General features: G+C 50.7%; 18 protein-coding genes. 9 read left to right on the plus strand and 9 right to left on the minus strand.

What is annotated here, in order from left to right; genetic code table 11:
• Positions 1-5: 5 nt before the first annotated feature.
• The 3 genes from ACJ67_RS04065 to ACJ67_RS04075 all read right to left on the minus strand — a co-directional run bounded on the left by ACJ67_RS04065 (position 6) and on the right by ACJ67_RS04075 (position 2,083).
• Complete coding sequence (locus ACJ67_RS04065) at positions 6-251, minus strand: hypothetical protein (protein ID WP_049637986.1); 246 nt, start codon at positions 249-251, stop codon at positions 6-8.
• A 121-nt stretch (positions 252-372) separates the two neighbouring features.
• Entirely contained in the window at positions 373-834 is a 462-nt protein-coding gene (locus ACJ67_RS04070) for a PA2169 family four-helix-bundle protein (RefSeq protein WP_049637987.1), read from the minus strand.
• Between the two features lie 112 nt (positions 835-946).
• Complete coding sequence (locus ACJ67_RS04075; protein WP_049637988.1) at positions 947-2,083, minus strand: mechanosensitive ion channel family protein; 1,137 nt, start codon at positions 2,081-2,083, stop codon at positions 947-949.
• A gap of 293 nt (positions 2,084-2,376) precedes the next feature.
• On the opposite strand from ACJ67_RS04075, the gene ACJ67_RS04080 reads away from it, so the two are divergent.
• The gene (locus ACJ67_RS04080) at positions 2,377-2,982 is read left to right on the plus strand and encodes a YIP1 family protein (RefSeq protein WP_049637989.1); all 606 of its coding nucleotides are present in this window, start codon (positions 2,377-2,379) and stop codon (positions 2,980-2,982) included.
• A gap of 8 nt (positions 2,983-2,990) precedes the next feature.
• On the opposite strand, the gene ACJ67_RS04085 is transcribed toward ACJ67_RS04080, so the two are convergent.
• The 4 genes from ACJ67_RS04085 to ACJ67_RS04100 are packed head-to-tail and all read right to left on the minus strand — an operon-like array spanning position 2,991 to position 7,493.
• Positions 2,991-3,644: a response regulator transcription factor gene (locus tag ACJ67_RS04085; RefSeq protein WP_049637990.1), complete on the minus strand. Its 654-nt coding sequence runs from the start codon at positions 3,642-3,644 to the stop codon at positions 2,991-2,993.
• A gap of 37 nt (positions 3,645-3,681) precedes the next feature.
• Positions 3,682-4,746, minus strand: coding sequence for a DNA topoisomerase IB (locus ACJ67_RS04090; protein WP_231587249.1), 1,065 nt, complete (start codon positions 4,744-4,746; stop codon positions 3,682-3,684).
• Entirely contained in the window at positions 4,703-6,112 is a 1,410-nt protein-coding gene (locus ACJ67_RS04095; RefSeq protein ID WP_049637991.1) for a sorbosone dehydrogenase family protein, read from the minus strand. Before ACJ67_RS04095 ends, ACJ67_RS04090 begins: the two co-directional genes overlap by 44 nt.
• A 19-nt stretch (positions 6,113-6,131) precedes the next feature.
• Positions 6,132-7,493, minus strand: coding sequence for a cyclopropane-fatty-acyl-phospholipid synthase family protein (locus ACJ67_RS04100; RefSeq protein ID WP_049637992.1), 1,362 nt, complete (start codon positions 7,491-7,493; stop codon positions 6,132-6,134).
• 432 nt (positions 7,494-7,925) lie between these two features.
• On the opposite strand from ACJ67_RS04100, the gene ACJ67_RS04105 reads away from it, so the two are divergent.
• The 6 genes from ACJ67_RS04105 (at position 7,926) to ACJ67_RS04130 (ending at position 11,322) form a co-directional block, all read left to right on the plus strand.
• A complete protein-coding gene (locus ACJ67_RS04105) occupies positions 7,926-8,243 on the plus strand; it encodes a hypothetical protein (protein ID WP_049639763.1) in 318 nt (105 codons plus the stop codon).
• A gap of 22 nt (positions 8,244-8,265) precedes the next feature.
• Positions 8,266-9,162 (plus strand): SDR family oxidoreductase, encoded by an 897-nt coding sequence (locus ACJ67_RS04110; protein WP_231587250.1) that lies wholly within the window; start codon positions 8,266-8,268, stop codon positions 9,160-9,162.
• 45 nt (positions 9,163-9,207) lie between these two features.
• Entirely contained in the window at positions 9,208-9,789 is a 582-nt protein-coding gene (locus tag ACJ67_RS04115) for a hypothetical protein (RefSeq protein WP_049637993.1), read from the plus strand.
• 165 nt (positions 9,790-9,954) lie between these two features.
• Entirely contained in the window at positions 9,955-10,494 is a 540-nt protein-coding gene (locus ACJ67_RS04120) for a c-type cytochrome (RefSeq protein ID WP_049637994.1), read from the plus strand.
• 114 nt (positions 10,495-10,608) lie between these two features.
• A complete protein-coding gene (locus ACJ67_RS04125; protein ID WP_231587251.1) occupies positions 10,609-10,911 on the plus strand; it encodes a hypothetical protein in 303 nt (100 codons plus the stop codon).
• A gap of 72 nt (positions 10,912-10,983) precedes the next feature.
• Positions 10,984-11,322: a four-helix bundle copper-binding protein gene (locus ACJ67_RS04130; RefSeq protein WP_049637995.1), complete on the plus strand. Its 339-nt coding sequence runs from the start codon at positions 10,984-10,986 to the stop codon at positions 11,320-11,322.
• A gap of 17 nt (positions 11,323-11,339) precedes the next feature.
• Here the strand turns inward: ACJ67_RS04130 and ACJ67_RS04135 are convergent, their stop codons facing one another.
• Positions 11,340-12,779 (minus strand): phage tail sheath C-terminal domain-containing protein, encoded by a 1,440-nt coding sequence (locus ACJ67_RS04135; RefSeq protein ID WP_049637996.1) that lies wholly within the window; start codon positions 12,777-12,779, stop codon positions 11,340-11,342.
• Positions 12,780-12,952: 173 nt separating this feature from the next.
• A complete protein-coding gene (locus ACJ67_RS04140; protein ID WP_018985982.1) occupies positions 12,953-13,261 on the minus strand; it encodes a BON domain-containing protein in 309 nt (102 codons plus the stop codon).
• Positions 13,262-13,448: 187 nt separating this feature from the next.
• On the opposite strand from ACJ67_RS04140, the gene ACJ67_RS04145 reads away from it, so the two are divergent.
• On the plus strand, positions 13,449-14,012 hold the full coding sequence (locus tag ACJ67_RS04145) for a hypothetical protein (RefSeq protein ID WP_049637997.1): 564 nt from the start codon (positions 13,449-13,451) through the stop codon (positions 14,010-14,012).
• Positions 13,996-14,937, plus strand: coding sequence for a Kiwa anti-phage protein KwaB-like domain-containing protein (locus tag ACJ67_RS14805; protein ID WP_049637998.1), 942 nt, complete (start codon positions 13,996-13,998; stop codon positions 14,935-14,937). The genes ACJ67_RS04145 and ACJ67_RS14805 overlap by 17 nt, the downstream gene beginning before the upstream one ends.
• Positions 14,938-14,953 lie beyond the last annotated feature (16 nt).

Consider the following 14,953-nt stretch of genomic DNA (forward strand, 5'->3'; position numbering starts at 1 on the left):
CCAGATCAGTCTGTCGGAAGGTAGTTTAACAGGACGTCCTGAATAAAGCGGTTGGTCTTGTTCCTGGCTTGAACATGTTGTTCCCATAACTGCTCTACCATTTCTAGTTCTTCATCAGTAGGCAGGCATCCATTCCCTTTGAGGAAGGAATGCATTTTATCGTCTATGATGGCTTGCCGCACTTTTGCTTTTTTGAGGGAGTCGGCCCATTCGCTGGTCAATTGCTCCCACTTTTCTGTACTGTGGCTCACGTCGCTCTCCTGATAGTGTCACGGCCGGAATCTTAAGGATGTTCTAATGTGATTGGCGTAAACGAAGCCCCGTCGGAGACGAGGCTTCGTTATACTTCAACCATGAATCATTCACTTGCTGTTAATGGGCGGCAGCTTCTGCACGCGCGGCATCCCGCAAGCGTTTGACCTCATCATGGTTGCGTTTGGCGCCTTCAAGCTGGCGCACCACGACAAAGCGTACATGGGTAGGCAAGTCTTTTTCAGCTGCCCTGCGGTAAGTGGCCAGCGCCACATCTTCACCGCGCTCTGTTTCATTCAAGACTGCCAGGGTATCGTTACTGGTGAGGGCCGTTTTGATATCTATCCAGCGTCGGTGCAATGCACCGCTCAAACTGGTAGAGGAAGCGGGTTCACCCCCCAGTGAGCGCACCAGTTCCTGTAACTCCTGCACACTGGCAGCCACTTCCTGTGACCGGCGAAGGAAGAAGGCTTTTAATTGTGGGTCATCGACATTTTCAGCCGAAGAACGGAAACCTTCTTCCCCATCTTTGGATACCTCGATCAAGTCATTGAGGGTGGAAATAATCTCTTCATTGTCCATCTTGCGTCTCCAAAACTATTTAGAATGATAATGAAGTTTTAGTATGCCTACGGCGCCGCTAAGCCTGCATCGGATGAATACGTAAATGGGTGTAGGAATTGCTTTATGCCCCTCATCTGTTTACTGTTTGGCTGACCCACTTTTCCGCCTTGATGGATGGCCGTGCTGTGTTGTTTTGAGCATTGTCCCTGGGCAGCTCAGGCAGGTTGATGGTCATGGTTGGGAATGCAAAGTCAACCCCGTGTGCCTGGAACGCTTTCATGAGGTAAAGGTTAATGCTTTGCTGGACATCCATATACACATTAAAGTCAGTGGAGGTAATGAAGTAGACAATTTCAAAGTCTAGCGAGCTGGCGCCGAATGCCTTGAAGTGGGCCCGGTCAAAACGGGTATTGCTGGAAGCCTCTACCGCTTTGCGGACGATGCCGGGGATGTCGGCAATCGTCTCTGGCGGCGTGGCGTAATTAATGCCAAAGGTAAATACCACGCGCCGTTCTTCCATGCGCTTGTAGTTGTGGATGGTATTTTTCAACAGCTCTGTATTGCCGCAGATGACCTGCTCACCGCTGATGCTCCTGATCCGGGTTGTTTTCAAGCCCACGCGTTCAATCACCCCGGCAATCTCCCCAAACACCACAAAGTCACCGACTTCAAAAGGTTTGTCCAGGCCAATCGATAAGGAAGCAAACAGGTCACTTAGGATATTTTGCACGGCGAGGGCAACCGCCACACCGCCCACACCAAGACTGGCAACAAATGCCGTGATATTGACGCCAACATTGTCCAGCACAGTTAACAATGCCACTGACCAGATGAAGACGCGTAGTATCCATGACAATACCGTCGTCATCACCGGATTAGCCCCGGGCGCGGGGCCATCAATGGACGACAGGTGTTCACGCGCCCAGATGCCGACGCCCCTGTTGAGCCAAATCGCTACCTGGATACCGATGGTGATAAATAACACATGGTCCAGTCGCGCCGCCCATTTTTCTGGTAACTCCAGCACGTGCAGCCCCATCAATGTGGCCAACAGTAATAATGTCAATTGCTGTGTGCCTTGCAGAACCTCTATGGCGATGTCATCCAGCCTGGTGGAGGTGCGTTGCGCTATTTTAGACAGCCTGCTGATGGCTATTTTCCATCCCTGGTAGAAAACCAGGTAGAGCAGGGAAGAAATCAGTGCGGCATATAACCATTCATAAAGGGGGATGCCTAACCAGGCATGTGTGTGTAACCATTGTTCCATGAGGTTTCCTTATTTAAATCAATAGGCAAGTAGTTAAATCAATAGGCAAATCAATTCGTTGGTCAGTCAATGCATCACATTTTAAGTAACTGGGTGGGGGCAGGCCGTAGGAATAGGCTGATTTGGTTATCAGACCTTTCCTGGGGCACTGCTGCGTTTTCCTACAGCCAAATCAGTCATTGACTTGTAGTGTCTGCTGCTGCCCTCTCTACATAATGGGACGTGTCTGTGGCCGCTTGGTTCGCCACAATTGAATTTATATCAATATTTTAATTGATGAGAAGGAGCACGACATGAATCCTATTCGCCTGTTTTACTTTGTTTCCCCAAAAAGCCATGACGCGAAGCTGCTAACTGCCGACAAGCCGGATGTTTCGCAATTAATGCTGCTATATGTATTGCCGCTGTCATTGATTCCTTGCCTGATGATGTATTTGCGTCTTTACAATAGCTATCCGCAGTTGTTCTTTGACAACTTGCCGGGTAACCGCTTGATGGTGGTCAGCCTGGAGTTATTGGTGTTGCAACTGGTGGTGGTGCTGACCATGGCTTGGATCACGCAAAACCTGGCCGAAATGGTCAATGTCAAGCCCAGTTTCCGCGATGCCTTGCTGGTCATGGCGCTAGCAACCACACCATTGTGGCTGACCTCCTTGTTTTTTTTGGTGCCCAGTTTAAGCTTTAACGTGGTGGTGCACGCGGCCGCCGTACTGATCTCTGTCCTGCTAGTCTATCGCGGTGTAAGATATATTTTTGGTATCCGCGAGCGGGGAGCCCTTTTTAGCTTAAGCCTGGCTATTGTGTGTACTGCCGGCCTGGGGTTTGCAGTAATTCTGATCGGTTCCCTGATCTCCTGGGAAGCCATTGAGCAGCTACAGTTTGCGATCAAAAAGATGTAAAGCCTGCCTCAGGCAGTCAGCCTAATAGATTTGCTGGCTGCCCCCATGGGCGGAATCAGCTGGTGAGCCAAGGCATAATGGATGAGTGCAGCATTATTGGGCACCTCCATTTTTTTGAGTATTTTCGAGCGGAAGACACTCACCGAGCCTGGGGCAATTGCCAATTCTAAGGCAATGGCGTTGACAGCCTGGCCTTTGATCAGTTTGAAGAACACCTGCAGCTCGCGTAATGACAGCCGCTCATGCACCATGGGATGCCTGTTGCTTAATGTTTCCTGCTCGGGTAACAAATAAGGACGGCCATGCGCAATGGTTTTAATGGCTGCCTGGACTTGATGGCTGCTTGCCGTGTAGGGCAGGTAGCCCGCACATCCCAGGCGGATAAAGTGAGCCATGCGATCCATGTGGTCACTGCCGTTGATCACCAGAATGGCAAGTTCGGGCGCCCGTTGCTTGAGATCGCAAAACGTTTCCAGCCCATTTTTTTCCGGGGCTGACACATCCAGGATCACCAGGTCATAGCGTTGTTTGCGTATATTCGCAATGGCTTCACCGACGCTGCCCACTTCATCGGCCAGGTGCAGGCTGGGATCGGCATTCACCAGTTCCCGCAACGCACAATGGCTAAGTGCATGGCCGTAAACCAACAATATGTTTTTCATGACATTCTCATCTTCCAGTGATGTACTTCATCAGAAATTATCTTTGTTGTAATAATCGCAGCATGCTTTGCTCTGCGGGACTCAATGCAGGCCAGCCATCCTCGCTCTGTTGTCCCGGCATGTTCCATTCGCGGCCAGCCAGATAGCTGTCAATAATGTAAGGATGCACATAACTGTTGCGACAAATGGCCGGTGTGTTGCCCAGTTTGGAGGCTGCTAGCCGGATAGCCTCCACCACGTTCTTCTTGCCCTCGGTTTCATTGCTGCAAGGCGGGCATTCACTCAAGGCCTGTAACACATGCAAGCTGCCAAACCAGGTGCGGAAATCCTTGGCCGTGATGTCGTCGCCTGTCACCTGTCGCAAATAATCGTTCACATCTGTAGAGCTGATTGCATGCTGTTCACCATGCTCATCCACATATTGGAATAATGCTTGGCCGGGTAGCTCACGCAAGTGGCGCAACATGCGTGCCAGGCGCCGGTCATGCAGGCGTATGCGATGCATTACCCCGCTCTTGCCACGGAAACGAAACCGTACCTCACTAGACTCGATCACCACGTGACGGTGACGCAAGGTGGTCAGGCCAAATGACTGGTTGCTCTTTGCGTAGGCGTCATTGCCTACCCGGATCAAGGTGTTTTCCAGCAGGTACACCATCATGGCCAAGACCTTTTGCCTGCCAAGGCCGGGGGCTTTCAAATCTTTATCCACTTGCTGGCGGATGAGGGGCAGTTGTGCGCCAAAAGCGAGCATGTGCTCGTATTTTCTGGCCTCACGTAATACCCGCCATTGGGCATGGTAAAGATACTGTTTGCGGCCTTTGGCATCGCGACCGGTGGCCTGGAGATGCCCATGCGGATGCGGGCATATCCAGACCGATTGCCAGGCCGGTGGAATCTTCAGGCCAGCAATCCTTGCCAGATGCAGTTCACACTGAATGCATTGGCCATCTTCATCCAGGTACCTGAACTTGCCCCTCACCCGCTTGCGACTGAATCCCGGGGTGCCGTTTTCCTGGATGTAGTGCAGCTTGTGCGGATGAATGGTGGCTACCCGCTCAGTTTTCTGTGATGTCGATGTCAGTGTGTTCGGCTTCGCCAAGGGTTTGCCGTTCCAGCGCTTGTTGTGCTGTCTTGCGGCTGTTATTGTTGCCTTTGACATTCCAGATCACATTGCCTACATCATCTGCCACTAACAAATGGCCTTTTTTATCCACCAGCACGCCGACCGGACGTCCTTGTGCCTGACCATCCGCATTGAGGAACTCGGTCAGAACGTCAATCGGCTGGCCCGCCGGTTTGCCCTCTTCAAACGGCACAAAAATCACCTTGTAGCCGCTATAGGGACGGCGGTTCCAGGAGCCGTGCTGGCCGACAAACATGCCATTCTTGAATTGTTCCGGCAACTGGTTGCCCTTGGCGGGTGTCAGGCCCAGGGAAGCAGTGTGCGATCCCAGGGCATAATCCGGTTTGACCGCCTTGGCGACCAGTTCGGGTTTCTGCGGCTGAATACGGTCATCCACATGCTGGCCGTAATAGCTGTAAGGCCATCCGTAGAAGCCCCCTTGCGTCACAGAGGTCATATAATCAGGCACCAGGTCGCTACCCAGTTCATCGCGCTCATTCACCACGACCCATAACGCGCCACTGTCTGGCTCCCAGGCCATGCCATTAGGATTGCGCAGCCCTGACGCATAAATGTTGTGCTGGCCGGAGTTGGGGTCCACTTCCCAGATGGCAGCCCGTTCTTTTTCAATCTCCATGCCGTTTTCGCCCACATTGCTGTTGGAGCCGACCGTGACATAGATTTTGCTGCCATCCTGCTTGGGCAGGATATTCTTGGTCCAGTGATGATTGCGCTCAGCAGGCAGATCTGTCACTTTGATCGGGGCCGCCTTGATTTCTGTTTGCCCTTCCTCATAAGGAAACTTCACCAGCGAATCGGCATTGGCAACATAGAAAGTATCGCCAACCAGTGCCATGCCAAACGGGGAATGCAGATTCTCGATAAAGATATGACGCTCATCGGCGACGCCGTCGCCATCGTTATCGCGCAACAGGAGGATACGATTCATGCTCTCTGCCTTGGCACCGCCGTCTTTCATAAACTTGCTGGCAATCCAGCTCTTGAGCTCGAATCCCTCACTTTTTTCATGATGGTTGGTTTCCGCGACCAGGATGTCGCCATTAGGGAGCTCATACAACCAGCGTGGATGCTTGAGGTCACTGGCAAAGGCAACGACATTGGTGCCTGGCGGCGAGGTGGGTTTCTTGCCTTCTGGCCAACCTACTGCCTCAGCTACGTGTATCGTCGGGAACCAGCTTTTATTGTAGGCAGATAAATCGGGGTCTGGTCCATAGCCGGCACTTTCAGGTAATTTTGCCGGTTGCGAACAACCAGTCAAGACGATGATGCACGCAGAAGCAATCAAAGAAAGGGGTGGGTGAGAAGGTGATTTCAATGGCATCATTCGCTCCTTGTCATTTTCATCGGCGTGTCGCCACAATTTGGTGGATGCCTGTCACACCCTGTTCAAACTGAATGGCACTGGCTGTCATATACAGGCGCCAGAGTCGGTAGGTCCTTTCACCGACGATGCTGGCGATGGTTTCGTGATTCGCCTCCAGTCCGGCCAGCCACTGGTGCAGGGTCATCACATAATGCCGACGTAGTCCCTCGACATTGAATACGTCAAATTTGGCTGCATCCAAGTGCTGTAGCAGATGGGGGAACGTGGTCAGTGCTCCCTGCGGATACAGCTGGCGGTTGATAAATTCGCTGGAAGCATCCTGGGTAGATTCATTGGTAATGCCATGTGTCAGGAACAACCCGCCTGGTTTAAGGGCGGCATGCACTTTGGCCAGGTAATCGGACAAAGATTGCTCGCCAATATGGTCGGCAATGCCAATGCAGGCGGCTTTGTCGTAACTACCCGTGGCTGGCAAGTCGTGGTAGCTAGCGAGTTCTATCTTGACCAGGTGTTCCAGGCCTTGCCTTTGCACTTGCTTGACCGCATAGGCATATTGGCTGGGGTTTTGGGTGATGCCATGGACAAACACGCCGTAATGTTTGGCAGCCCAGCAGGCGAGCCCACCCCAGCCGCAGCCAATATCCAGCAGCGAGTCACCGTGCTGTAAATGCAGCTTCAGGCAAATCAGGTCTAGCTGGTTGCGTTGCGCTTGTGCCAGTTCACGTGTGTTGCCTGAAAAATAAGCACATGCATGCAACATGTGCTCGTCTAGCCAGCACTGGTAAAAATCTTCGGGGACTTCGTCATAACTCAGGGCGATGGATAACGCGTCTTGTGTTGCAGGTGAGACGTTGTGGTATAGGCTACTGCCTTGCGGAAGACTGTCCTTAGGGGCATTGGAAACATCCCCATCAGTCGCCAAGGTTAATGCCCTAAAGACCAGGCCTAATTTTTCATGCAGCGGCAAGGAGAGGGATTCAAAGTGTTCACGTAATTGCATGGCGGCATGAAAGTCACCCAGAATCTGGAGCTGACCGGCAAGGTAAGCTTCTGCCAGATGTTTGGGATCAGTGAACCAGACCATATTGCGCAGTACGGATGCTTGCTCCAGACAAACGGTAAATGCTGGTGTGCCTTCGCCGATATGGAGCATGGTGCCGTTCCACAATCTCACGGCAAATGCGCCACTGTAATCCTGAAATAAACGGTTGAGAATAAAGCGGGCTTGTGTGGTATCACTGTCAGTCTGTTGTGGGGCAGTGGATTGTGAGGCTGAGTCCTCCCTTGTCCAGAATGGATCCCGTACAGTCTGGTTCAGCAAGGCCTGATCAAGAATCGTTTGATCCAGCTGCAAGGGATTCACGGGATATTGACTCATGGTGCACTCCTACTCAATAAAACAAAAGACGCAATTTTTAAAGTGGCCAGCGACATCCGCAAGGGATTCGCCAGCTTCAGAAATATATAGTCATCAATGGACTGTCTGGGACTGAAGTGTAAGAACTGACCCTGTTGTCAAACATCGGGGAGTGGCTGATTGTGTTGTCAGACCTGTCTGACAGGAGAATGGAAGCGACACCTTGAAGCGGGTGGTGTGAAGCAGACAGCGCCTTTATTGCATTTCTGACGCTTTGTTTGACACATGTCCTACAGTCAAATCAGTGCATTGCCTACGGCCTTTCTGCCAGGCCTGCCATACAATGAATTCATCAACGTGCATCACTCAGCGTGGATTGAGCCACGCACGAATTCAGTGTCACGTTTAGCTGTATGGTCAAAACTATTTCTTAAACTGAAAGGAGTAGAAGGTATGCAAAAACCGATATCTCTCTTATTAGTAATCAGTGCGTGTTATGGCATGAGTTTGAATGCAGTGGCAGCGCCCCCGGTCAACAATGCAGTGCCTCCCTGTGATGAGGCGGCACGTTCCACCAAACCATCCTGCAACATAGACTCGAATAGTGTTAACCAGCCGCCAAAAATGCCACATGAACGCGGGGTGATTGTGCCGCCAGAAGTCCCGGCAGAGGGGTTGCCCAATCAGCAGCAGCGCCAACAACAGCGCACATTGCCGGGCGATCCAGCCCCAGTGGATCCAGCCATACCGGGAAACAATTTGAGAAACTAGCCATTTTGCAAAAGGCATGAACATGCCAGCAGTGCATCGTGCAAAAGGAGTGAATATGGAAGCCGTTGAAGAAAAAATTAATCCGCCCCAGCATCAATACGTCCAGCCTGGGCGGGAATCTGATATGGAACCGCAACCGAAATATATCGAAGACGAATATGTCGGGAGCGACAAACTAAAAGGCAAGGTGGCCATTATCACTGGTGGTGATAGTGGGATTGGCCGATCGGTCGCCGTGCACTTTGCGGCCGAAGGGGCGGATGTGGCCATTGTTTACCTGGATGAACATGAGGATGCCGCAAAAACCAAGCAATTAGTGGAGTCGTATGGCACCCGCTGCCTGCTAATTCCTGGTGATGTGGCTGATGAAGGTTTTTGTGAGCAGGCAGTGCATGACACGCTGCAACAATTTGGCAAGCTGGATATTGTCATTAACAATGCGGCACAGCAGTTTCCGCAGACCAGTATTGTCGAAATCAGTCAGCGCCAGCTGGAACACACCTTCAGGACTAATATTTTCTCTATGTTTTATATGGTCAAGGCGGCGTTGCCTCACTTGCCCAACAAAAGTCATATTATTAATACCGCCTCGGTCACTGCTTACCGGGGCAGCCCGGAATTGCTTGATTATTCCGCCACCAAAGGGGCGGTGGTTTCTTTTACACGGTCCTTGTCAAAGCAGTTGGTGCATAAGGATATCTACGTCAATGCCGTGGCCCCCGGCCCGGTGTGGACGCCCTTGATTCCTGCCAGTTTTGATGAGAACAAGGTGAGCGAATTTGGTAACCAGGTGCCCTTAAAGCGGCCTGCCCAACCATGTGAGATCGCCCCGGCCTATGTGTTCCTGGCCAGTCAGGCCTCTTCTTATATGACCGGCCAGGTGATTCATCCCAACGGCGGCGAAATTATTAATGGTTGAGCCTTCCAGCTTTTAAAGCTGAGGAAAGTCACAAGGAGAATACCCATGGTAAATTTACACAAGCATCAACCCTCCAATGAGGGTGAAGCCGTGCAGATTCTGCAGGATGAGCTGGACCATCAAGCTCTGGCACCGAATCAAAACCAGATCATGCCTGACCAGTCCCACCAGAACCCGTTGCGCAACCAAGCCCGCCAGCAGGCGCAAGATCTGGAAGAACAACATCAGTCACGGCTCTGTCGATTAAAAGAGGATACCTTGGACGAAGGCGGCTTGGACCAAGAAGGATTGCATGAAGCCGAGCTGGATAAAGACGGACTGGATGAAGGGGATTTAAGGCATGTGAAGCTGGACGAAAGCAAACTGGACCCGCAGGAAAGGCAAGTAAGCAATACCCAGCGCTACGCCCCTGGGCCCGACCATGCCAGCCCTGAACAGCAGAAGCAGGATCAGCTTAACTTGGAAAAACATACGGCTAACGAACAGGTGGAGGAAGCCAATAAAATGGAACAGGCCGACAAGAATCCTCAGGTGCTGGGTAATCAGCAACATCAATCGCCGGGCAGTGCGCCGCTCAATGATGTCAAGCAACAGCAGGGTATAGATACCTTGATCGATAACACCTAGTGATAAAACTGCTAGCAGAAAAAGTCTGGTTTTTGACCAGACTTTTTTATTGCTTACTGTCCGAATAATCCTACAGCAGATTCCGCCATTGTTACATGGGCGCAAGTTTTCCTTTTATTCATAATGGGTCGCACTCAAGAACACTCAACCATTAAGGAGAATATGATGAACCATACTTTAGGATGTAGCCTGCTTTTGCTGGCATTCGGACTGACTGCGTGTGACAAACAAGCAGATACCAGCGGCCCGGCTGCGGATACTGCTGCCAGTGGCGAAGCGATCCAATTTGTCAAAACCCAAGATGGCTCACCGCTTGAAATCAAGCATGAGTTGTTTGATACCCCTGCCGCCAAAGAATTTTTAGCCACGGGTAAAAACCCTTATATCGGAAAAGAAGATGCCATCGCTGAAGGGAAAAAGATTTTTCAGCTCTATTCATGTACCCAATGCCACGGCCCGGACGCAGGTGGTCAGGTAGGGCCTGCATTGACCGGGCCGAACTATAACTATGCCAAGGATGCGACCAATAAAGGCATGTTTGAAACCGTCTGGAACGGGACTAACGGCGGCATGGGCGCCAAAGGCAAAGGTCTCATGGATCCTTCAGATCCTAACAACGGCATTAGTCCGGACGAGTTACTCAAAGTGATCGCCTGGATCCGCAGCCACAACAGTAGCCTGACAGGCAATGAGGATGCTTCGTGATTATCCTACAGTTAATTTGTAGGACGGCCGACATACAGGGGTAGTAGAGACCAGTAGCATAAAGTTAATCCTGCGATATAAGCAGGTCATTCAAATGACGATTGAGGAGACTTTATGATGAAGAAACTACTACCTATGTTGTTAGCCAGTACGCTGGTGTGTTCTGTCAATATTGCCACGGCGGCGCCACAAGATAATGCGCCACCGGCACACCAGCAAAAAAATCAGGTGCCAGACACCACCCAGAACGGTAACTACCTGGAGCAGCAGCAAGATAACAATAACGATACCAAAGGCTCTGCCAATACCCAGCAACAGAACTCCACCAATAAGCCATCCAAAGCTGGCAACATGGAGAAAAGCAAACGCTTTCATCAAAAACCGGATGAGGGTGGTACAGGTGTGAAACAGCCATAGCCATCCTTAAACACTCCCCACCCGGGGAGTGTTTGTTTCTGCTGGTAAAATGAATAGATGAGGAGAATGGAAATGACTGATCACGACTTGAATATGTGTATGGAACTCTGTAAAAAATGTGCAGATGCTTGCGAAGCTTGTGCGATTGCCTGTGAAAAGGAAGCCAATCCTATGCTCAGGACTTGTATTGAACTCGATATGGACTGCGCGGATTTTTGCCGCTTAACCGCTTCATTTATTGCGCGCCGTAGCGACTTTACGGAGTTGGTCTGCCAGGATTGCGCCGAAATTTGTACCACTTGTGCTGTGGAGTGTGAACAACATGGCTATGGGCATTGCCGTAGCTGTGCCGAGGCTTGCCGTCGTTGCGCCGAAGAGTGCCTCAAAGTGGGCGCAGCTGCCTTTGCTTAATGAAAGAGGCTCTCGAATCAGGCAGCGGATTGTTTCTGCTTCATTCTCAATACCATAAATTCGGCTGGCCGTACGACGGCCAGGCCGATCTCAATCAGTAGCAAGCCTTGCGCAATATCATTTGACGTCATGGTTTTTCCCAAGCCGACATGAATAAAAAAAGCGTGCTCAGGTTTGCTGCCTTGCAAGGCGCCTTGCCGCCAAAGCAAGTTTAAAAAGTTTTCTATCATGGCTTGGGCACGCATCCAGGTATTGACGTCATTAGGTTCAAATACCAGTGCCTGCAAGCCCTTGCAGGCTGAGGCTTCTATCCAGCGGCAAAATCGCCGCACACTGATATAGCGCCACTCGTTATCATTGCCTGCTAGCGTCCTTGCCCCCCATACTCGCGTGCCTTTGCCCTGAAATATGCGGATCAGATTGATGGATTTACCGCTGTTAACATCCACATTGTACTCAGCCTGTTGCTGGTCATTGAAGTTAAACACAGGATGACTCACCTGTTGTAGCGATTCATTGGCAGGCGCTTTCCAAATGCCGCGCGCCTGGTCAGTGAAAGCATACACTCCGGCCACGGTCCCACAGGCTGGGAGGGTATTTAAGGCGGTATTGGCTGCATCTATCCATTGCCTGGCCTGTGCGTGCAAGGCATACAGTTGCTCATTTAACAGCGCGCATTTGGCGCTTGTCTCTGGAGAATTCTCTACCTCACGAATTTGCACAATCAAGGCCCGCATGCTTTCATCCTGGGCCAGGCTTTCAGCAGTGACAATGGAGCCCTCCAGTTTAAACGTCAGCTGGCTCAGGAGGGTGGTTCTTGGCAAACTCGTGACCAGCCAAGGGCCATATGCGGCACCATTGTTGAGATAATCGCTGCCCACGCGTTGTTTAAAGCGGGTGGCTTCTTGCGCGAAGTCCACTGTATTCTGGCAGTGACCCAGGTCAAAGATGGCAAAACGATTGGGCGATTGTGCACACTGCGCGAGTACCTTTGCCTCCAGCGTATGCGGCTCAGGGCAAAGCGTCAGGTCGGGCATGGCGATGAGTGTGGGGGCGGGAAGGGGGGCGATGGCACTCAAACCATATGCCAAGCTTTCGCTAGAGACCGCATTGCTGTAGTCGCCAACTGAAACGATCATGCATTGAGTGCCTCCATTGGCAAAAAATAGCCGCACGCTGTCGTAAAGATAAAAGGGCTGGTCTATCGTGGTGTTGGAGATATGCTGTGCCGCATCGAGCCATAGCGTGACTGTGCTGGCAGGCCCGGCCCCAAACAAGGCCTCATACTCAAGCAAAGACGTCACCGTGGTGGGGATGCCTACTAATGGTGTGTCCTGCGTGCCGGTTTTTTCCGTATAGCCTATGAACGCGGGCAAGGAAGTTTCAAGTGACGGGATAGAGGGTGGGAAGCTGCTGACTTCCTCAATATAAACGCCAGGCGTTTTGTAATCAGGCATTGTGCTCTCCCCAGTGGCCAGCAAGCGCTGAAATGTATGATTACTACCAATGTGCATTATAGGCGGATTATCACCCGGCGAGGGAAGACGGAGGGAGGAATATGGGGGCTGAAAATGAAACTGCCCATAGGAATCGCGACGATTCCTATGGGCAAGATACACGGGCGGCAAATTTATTGCGCAACCACAATATCGTCTTTTACGGCAGTCACACCTTTCACTTGTTTGGTCAACTGCACCGCTTTATCTGCTTCAGCACGTGACTTGGCATGGCCTGTCAATTGCACCAGGCCATTGCTGTCGGTTTCCACTGAAATGTCTGTTGCGCTCACTGCTTTGTCTTTGGCAAATGCCGCTTTTACTTTGGCAGTGATCACGGAGTCTTCCACTTTAGTCCCAATGGAGTCGCCATCCGCGGCAAAGCCAGCCATTGGCATTAACAAAGCACTAACCAGCAACATAGATTTGAGTGTGTTTTTCATGATTCTTTCCTTGTTTGAATTTAACGAGACCTCATTATCAAAAAATCAAAAAAATCGGGGTATACATCAAACTCTGATACTGTCGTAGGAATGGGCTGACTTAAAAAAGTGAGCGTTGATTACAAACCGTTCTGCCTGTATTCTTCACTAGCTTATTCCGCCTATACTGGTCATTGAAACGTACAACATGCAGCTTCATTTTTTGTCAGCCCTTGCCATTTTTATTAGTGGATATGCCCCACTCGGCTTGATTCTGGTGGTCAAGGATCTCAATGAAAATACGGCCTGGTTTGAACATCCAGCCAGGGCTGCTGCGATTGCGGTATTGTTTGTCGTCTGCGCGCTAATTACATTAAGTGCGGCGAGAAATATCAAGCAGGGTGTGCCGGTCAAAATCAATCGGGTGTCCAATAAATCTGCCGATATGTTTACCTACACCATTCCTTACATGATGTCGTTTTATAAATTTGACCTTGGCGACTGGAAGCTGCTGGTCTGCCTGTTTATTTTCCTGGCACTGTTGTTCGTTTTGTCTTACCGCACGCAAAATGTATTTGTAAACCCGGTGCTGGCACTGGCAGGGTATGGATTATATGATTGCCAGTTCAAAGAAGGGGCGCAGGAAAAGCAGGGCCTATTATTGTCCAAAGAGCATTTTCAGGTGGGCGACTATTGCGCGATCAAACGGCTTTCAAACTTGATGTATTTTGTCACACAGGTAGAAAAGAAAGGAAATGACAGTGACGACTAGTGCCAATCAAAGCTTGCAGACACTACGCGGCACTGATTTCAAACATTGGCTGACCACGTTTTGGCTGGTGAAAAGGAAATTGAGCCAGCAACAGGCCAAATACTCGGTATTTAAAGTCGATACGGATGCCAGGCTGGAGCAGAAACTCAAGCATGCCGTCACCGCTAAAATAAGCGATCAAGGCTATCAGCTGGATGCCTATGACTTTCTGACCGCTGACCAGGATAATGGCTTATTGACCATAGAGTCCGCTGCCACCGATGTCACCTTGATCCAGGCCGAGATCGATAAAGGCACCGCCAATCCCAAAGTGGAGAAATATGAGGATTTGCTCGATTCCTGGGCCATGGTCATCAAGCTGGAGCACCAGGATAAAGCCTTGTATGCCTACCGTAAAATCCATAAATTCACCAACCCTGCCAAACTGGCGCATGTTTCTTTCCTGCAGTTTAAGGACCAGGAACTCAAGGACCTGGATCAGCAGGAGATTTTTACGATTGATACGCAGGTCGATTTTTTCAGCTATGAAGGCACGACTTTTATCGCCAACAAGAAAGAATTCGAGAGCACGCTCAATTTCCGGGCTGGCATGGAAAAAAACCGCGATGTGGTACTACAGGAATTTGTGGACCTGAACATATTCAGCGATGCCAGTTTGCTCAAAGAGCATATAGGCACCAATTTAAATTACCTGCGCAAAGTCTCCTCTATCCAGAAAAGCGGCTATTACAAAGATGCCAAATTTCTTGAGGAACTGGTCAAAGTCAATGCGCAAAAAGGCTGGGGCCTGGTCATAGAAAACGGGGCGATTGTCATCAACGAAGCGTCTATCGATCTCGTCCTCACCTTACTCAATAACGGCCGCCTGGAGTCACCCATCAACCATGAAATGTTTGATGCGCCAGTCAAGAAAAAAGTCACCTAGTCACCAATTCCTGGTT

Origin of the sequence: Methylophilus sp. TWE2 (assembly GCF_001183865.1) — a bacterium.
In the GTDB taxonomy this organism is placed as follows: Bacteria; Pseudomonadota; Gammaproteobacteria; order Burkholderiales; family Methylophilaceae; genus Methylophilus.

What these genes read in the sequence shown, in the direction of transcription:
- ACJ67_RS04070 (WP_049637987.1), bottom strand. Translation starts at nt 834, where the DNA reads ATGGACAATGAAGAGATTATTTCCACCCTCAATGACTTGATCGAGGTA.
- ACJ67_RS04075 (WP_049637988.1), bottom strand. Translation starts at nt 2,083, where the DNA reads ATGGAACAATGGTTACACACACATGCCTGGTTAGGCATCCCCCTTTAT.
- ACJ67_RS04080 (WP_049637989.1), top strand. Translation starts at nt 2,377, where the DNA reads ATGAATCCTATTCGCCTGTTTTACTTTGTTTCCCCAAAAAGCCATGAC.
- ACJ67_RS04085 (WP_049637990.1), bottom strand. Translation starts at nt 3,644, where the DNA reads ATGAAAAACATATTGTTGGTTTACGGCCATGCACTTAGCCATTGTGCG.
- ACJ67_RS04095 (WP_049637991.1), bottom strand. Translation starts at nt 6,112, where the DNA reads ATGCCATTGAAATCACCTTCTCACCCACCCCTTTCTTTGATTGCTTCT.
- ACJ67_RS04100 (WP_049637992.1), bottom strand. Translation starts at nt 7,493, where the DNA reads ATGAGTCAATATCCCGTGAATCCCTTGCAGCTGGATCAAACGATTCTT.
- ACJ67_RS04105 (WP_049639763.1), top strand. Translation starts at nt 7,926, where the DNA reads ATGCAAAAACCGATATCTCTCTTATTAGTAATCAGTGCGTGTTATGGC.
- ACJ67_RS04110 (WP_231587250.1), top strand. Translation starts at nt 8,266, where the DNA reads ATGCCAGCAGTGCATCGTGCAAAAGGAGTGAATATGGAAGCCGTTGAA.
- ACJ67_RS04115 (WP_049637993.1), top strand. Translation starts at nt 9,208, where the DNA reads ATGGTAAATTTACACAAGCATCAACCCTCCAATGAGGGTGAAGCCGTG.
- ACJ67_RS04120 (WP_049637994.1), top strand. Translation starts at nt 9,955, where the DNA reads ATGAACCATACTTTAGGATGTAGCCTGCTTTTGCTGGCATTCGGACTG.
- ACJ67_RS04125 (WP_231587251.1), top strand. Translation starts at nt 10,609, where the DNA reads ATGATGAAGAAACTACTACCTATGTTGTTAGCCAGTACGCTGGTGTGT.
- ACJ67_RS04130 (WP_049637995.1), top strand. Translation starts at nt 10,984, where the DNA reads ATGACTGATCACGACTTGAATATGTGTATGGAACTCTGTAAAAAATGT.
- ACJ67_RS04135 (WP_049637996.1), bottom strand. Translation starts at nt 12,779, where the DNA reads ATGCCTGATTACAAAACGCCTGGCGTTTATATTGAGGAAGTCAGCAGC.
- ACJ67_RS04140 (WP_018985982.1), bottom strand. Translation starts at nt 13,261, where the DNA reads ATGAAAAACACACTCAAATCTATGTTGCTGGTTAGTGCTTTGTTAATG.
- ACJ67_RS04145 (WP_049637997.1), top strand. Translation starts at nt 13,449, where the DNA reads ATGCAGCTTCATTTTTTGTCAGCCCTTGCCATTTTTATTAGTGGATAT.
- ACJ67_RS14805 (WP_049637998.1), top strand. Translation starts at nt 13,996, where the DNA reads ATGACAGTGACGACTAGTGCCAATCAAAGCTTGCAGACACTACGCGGC.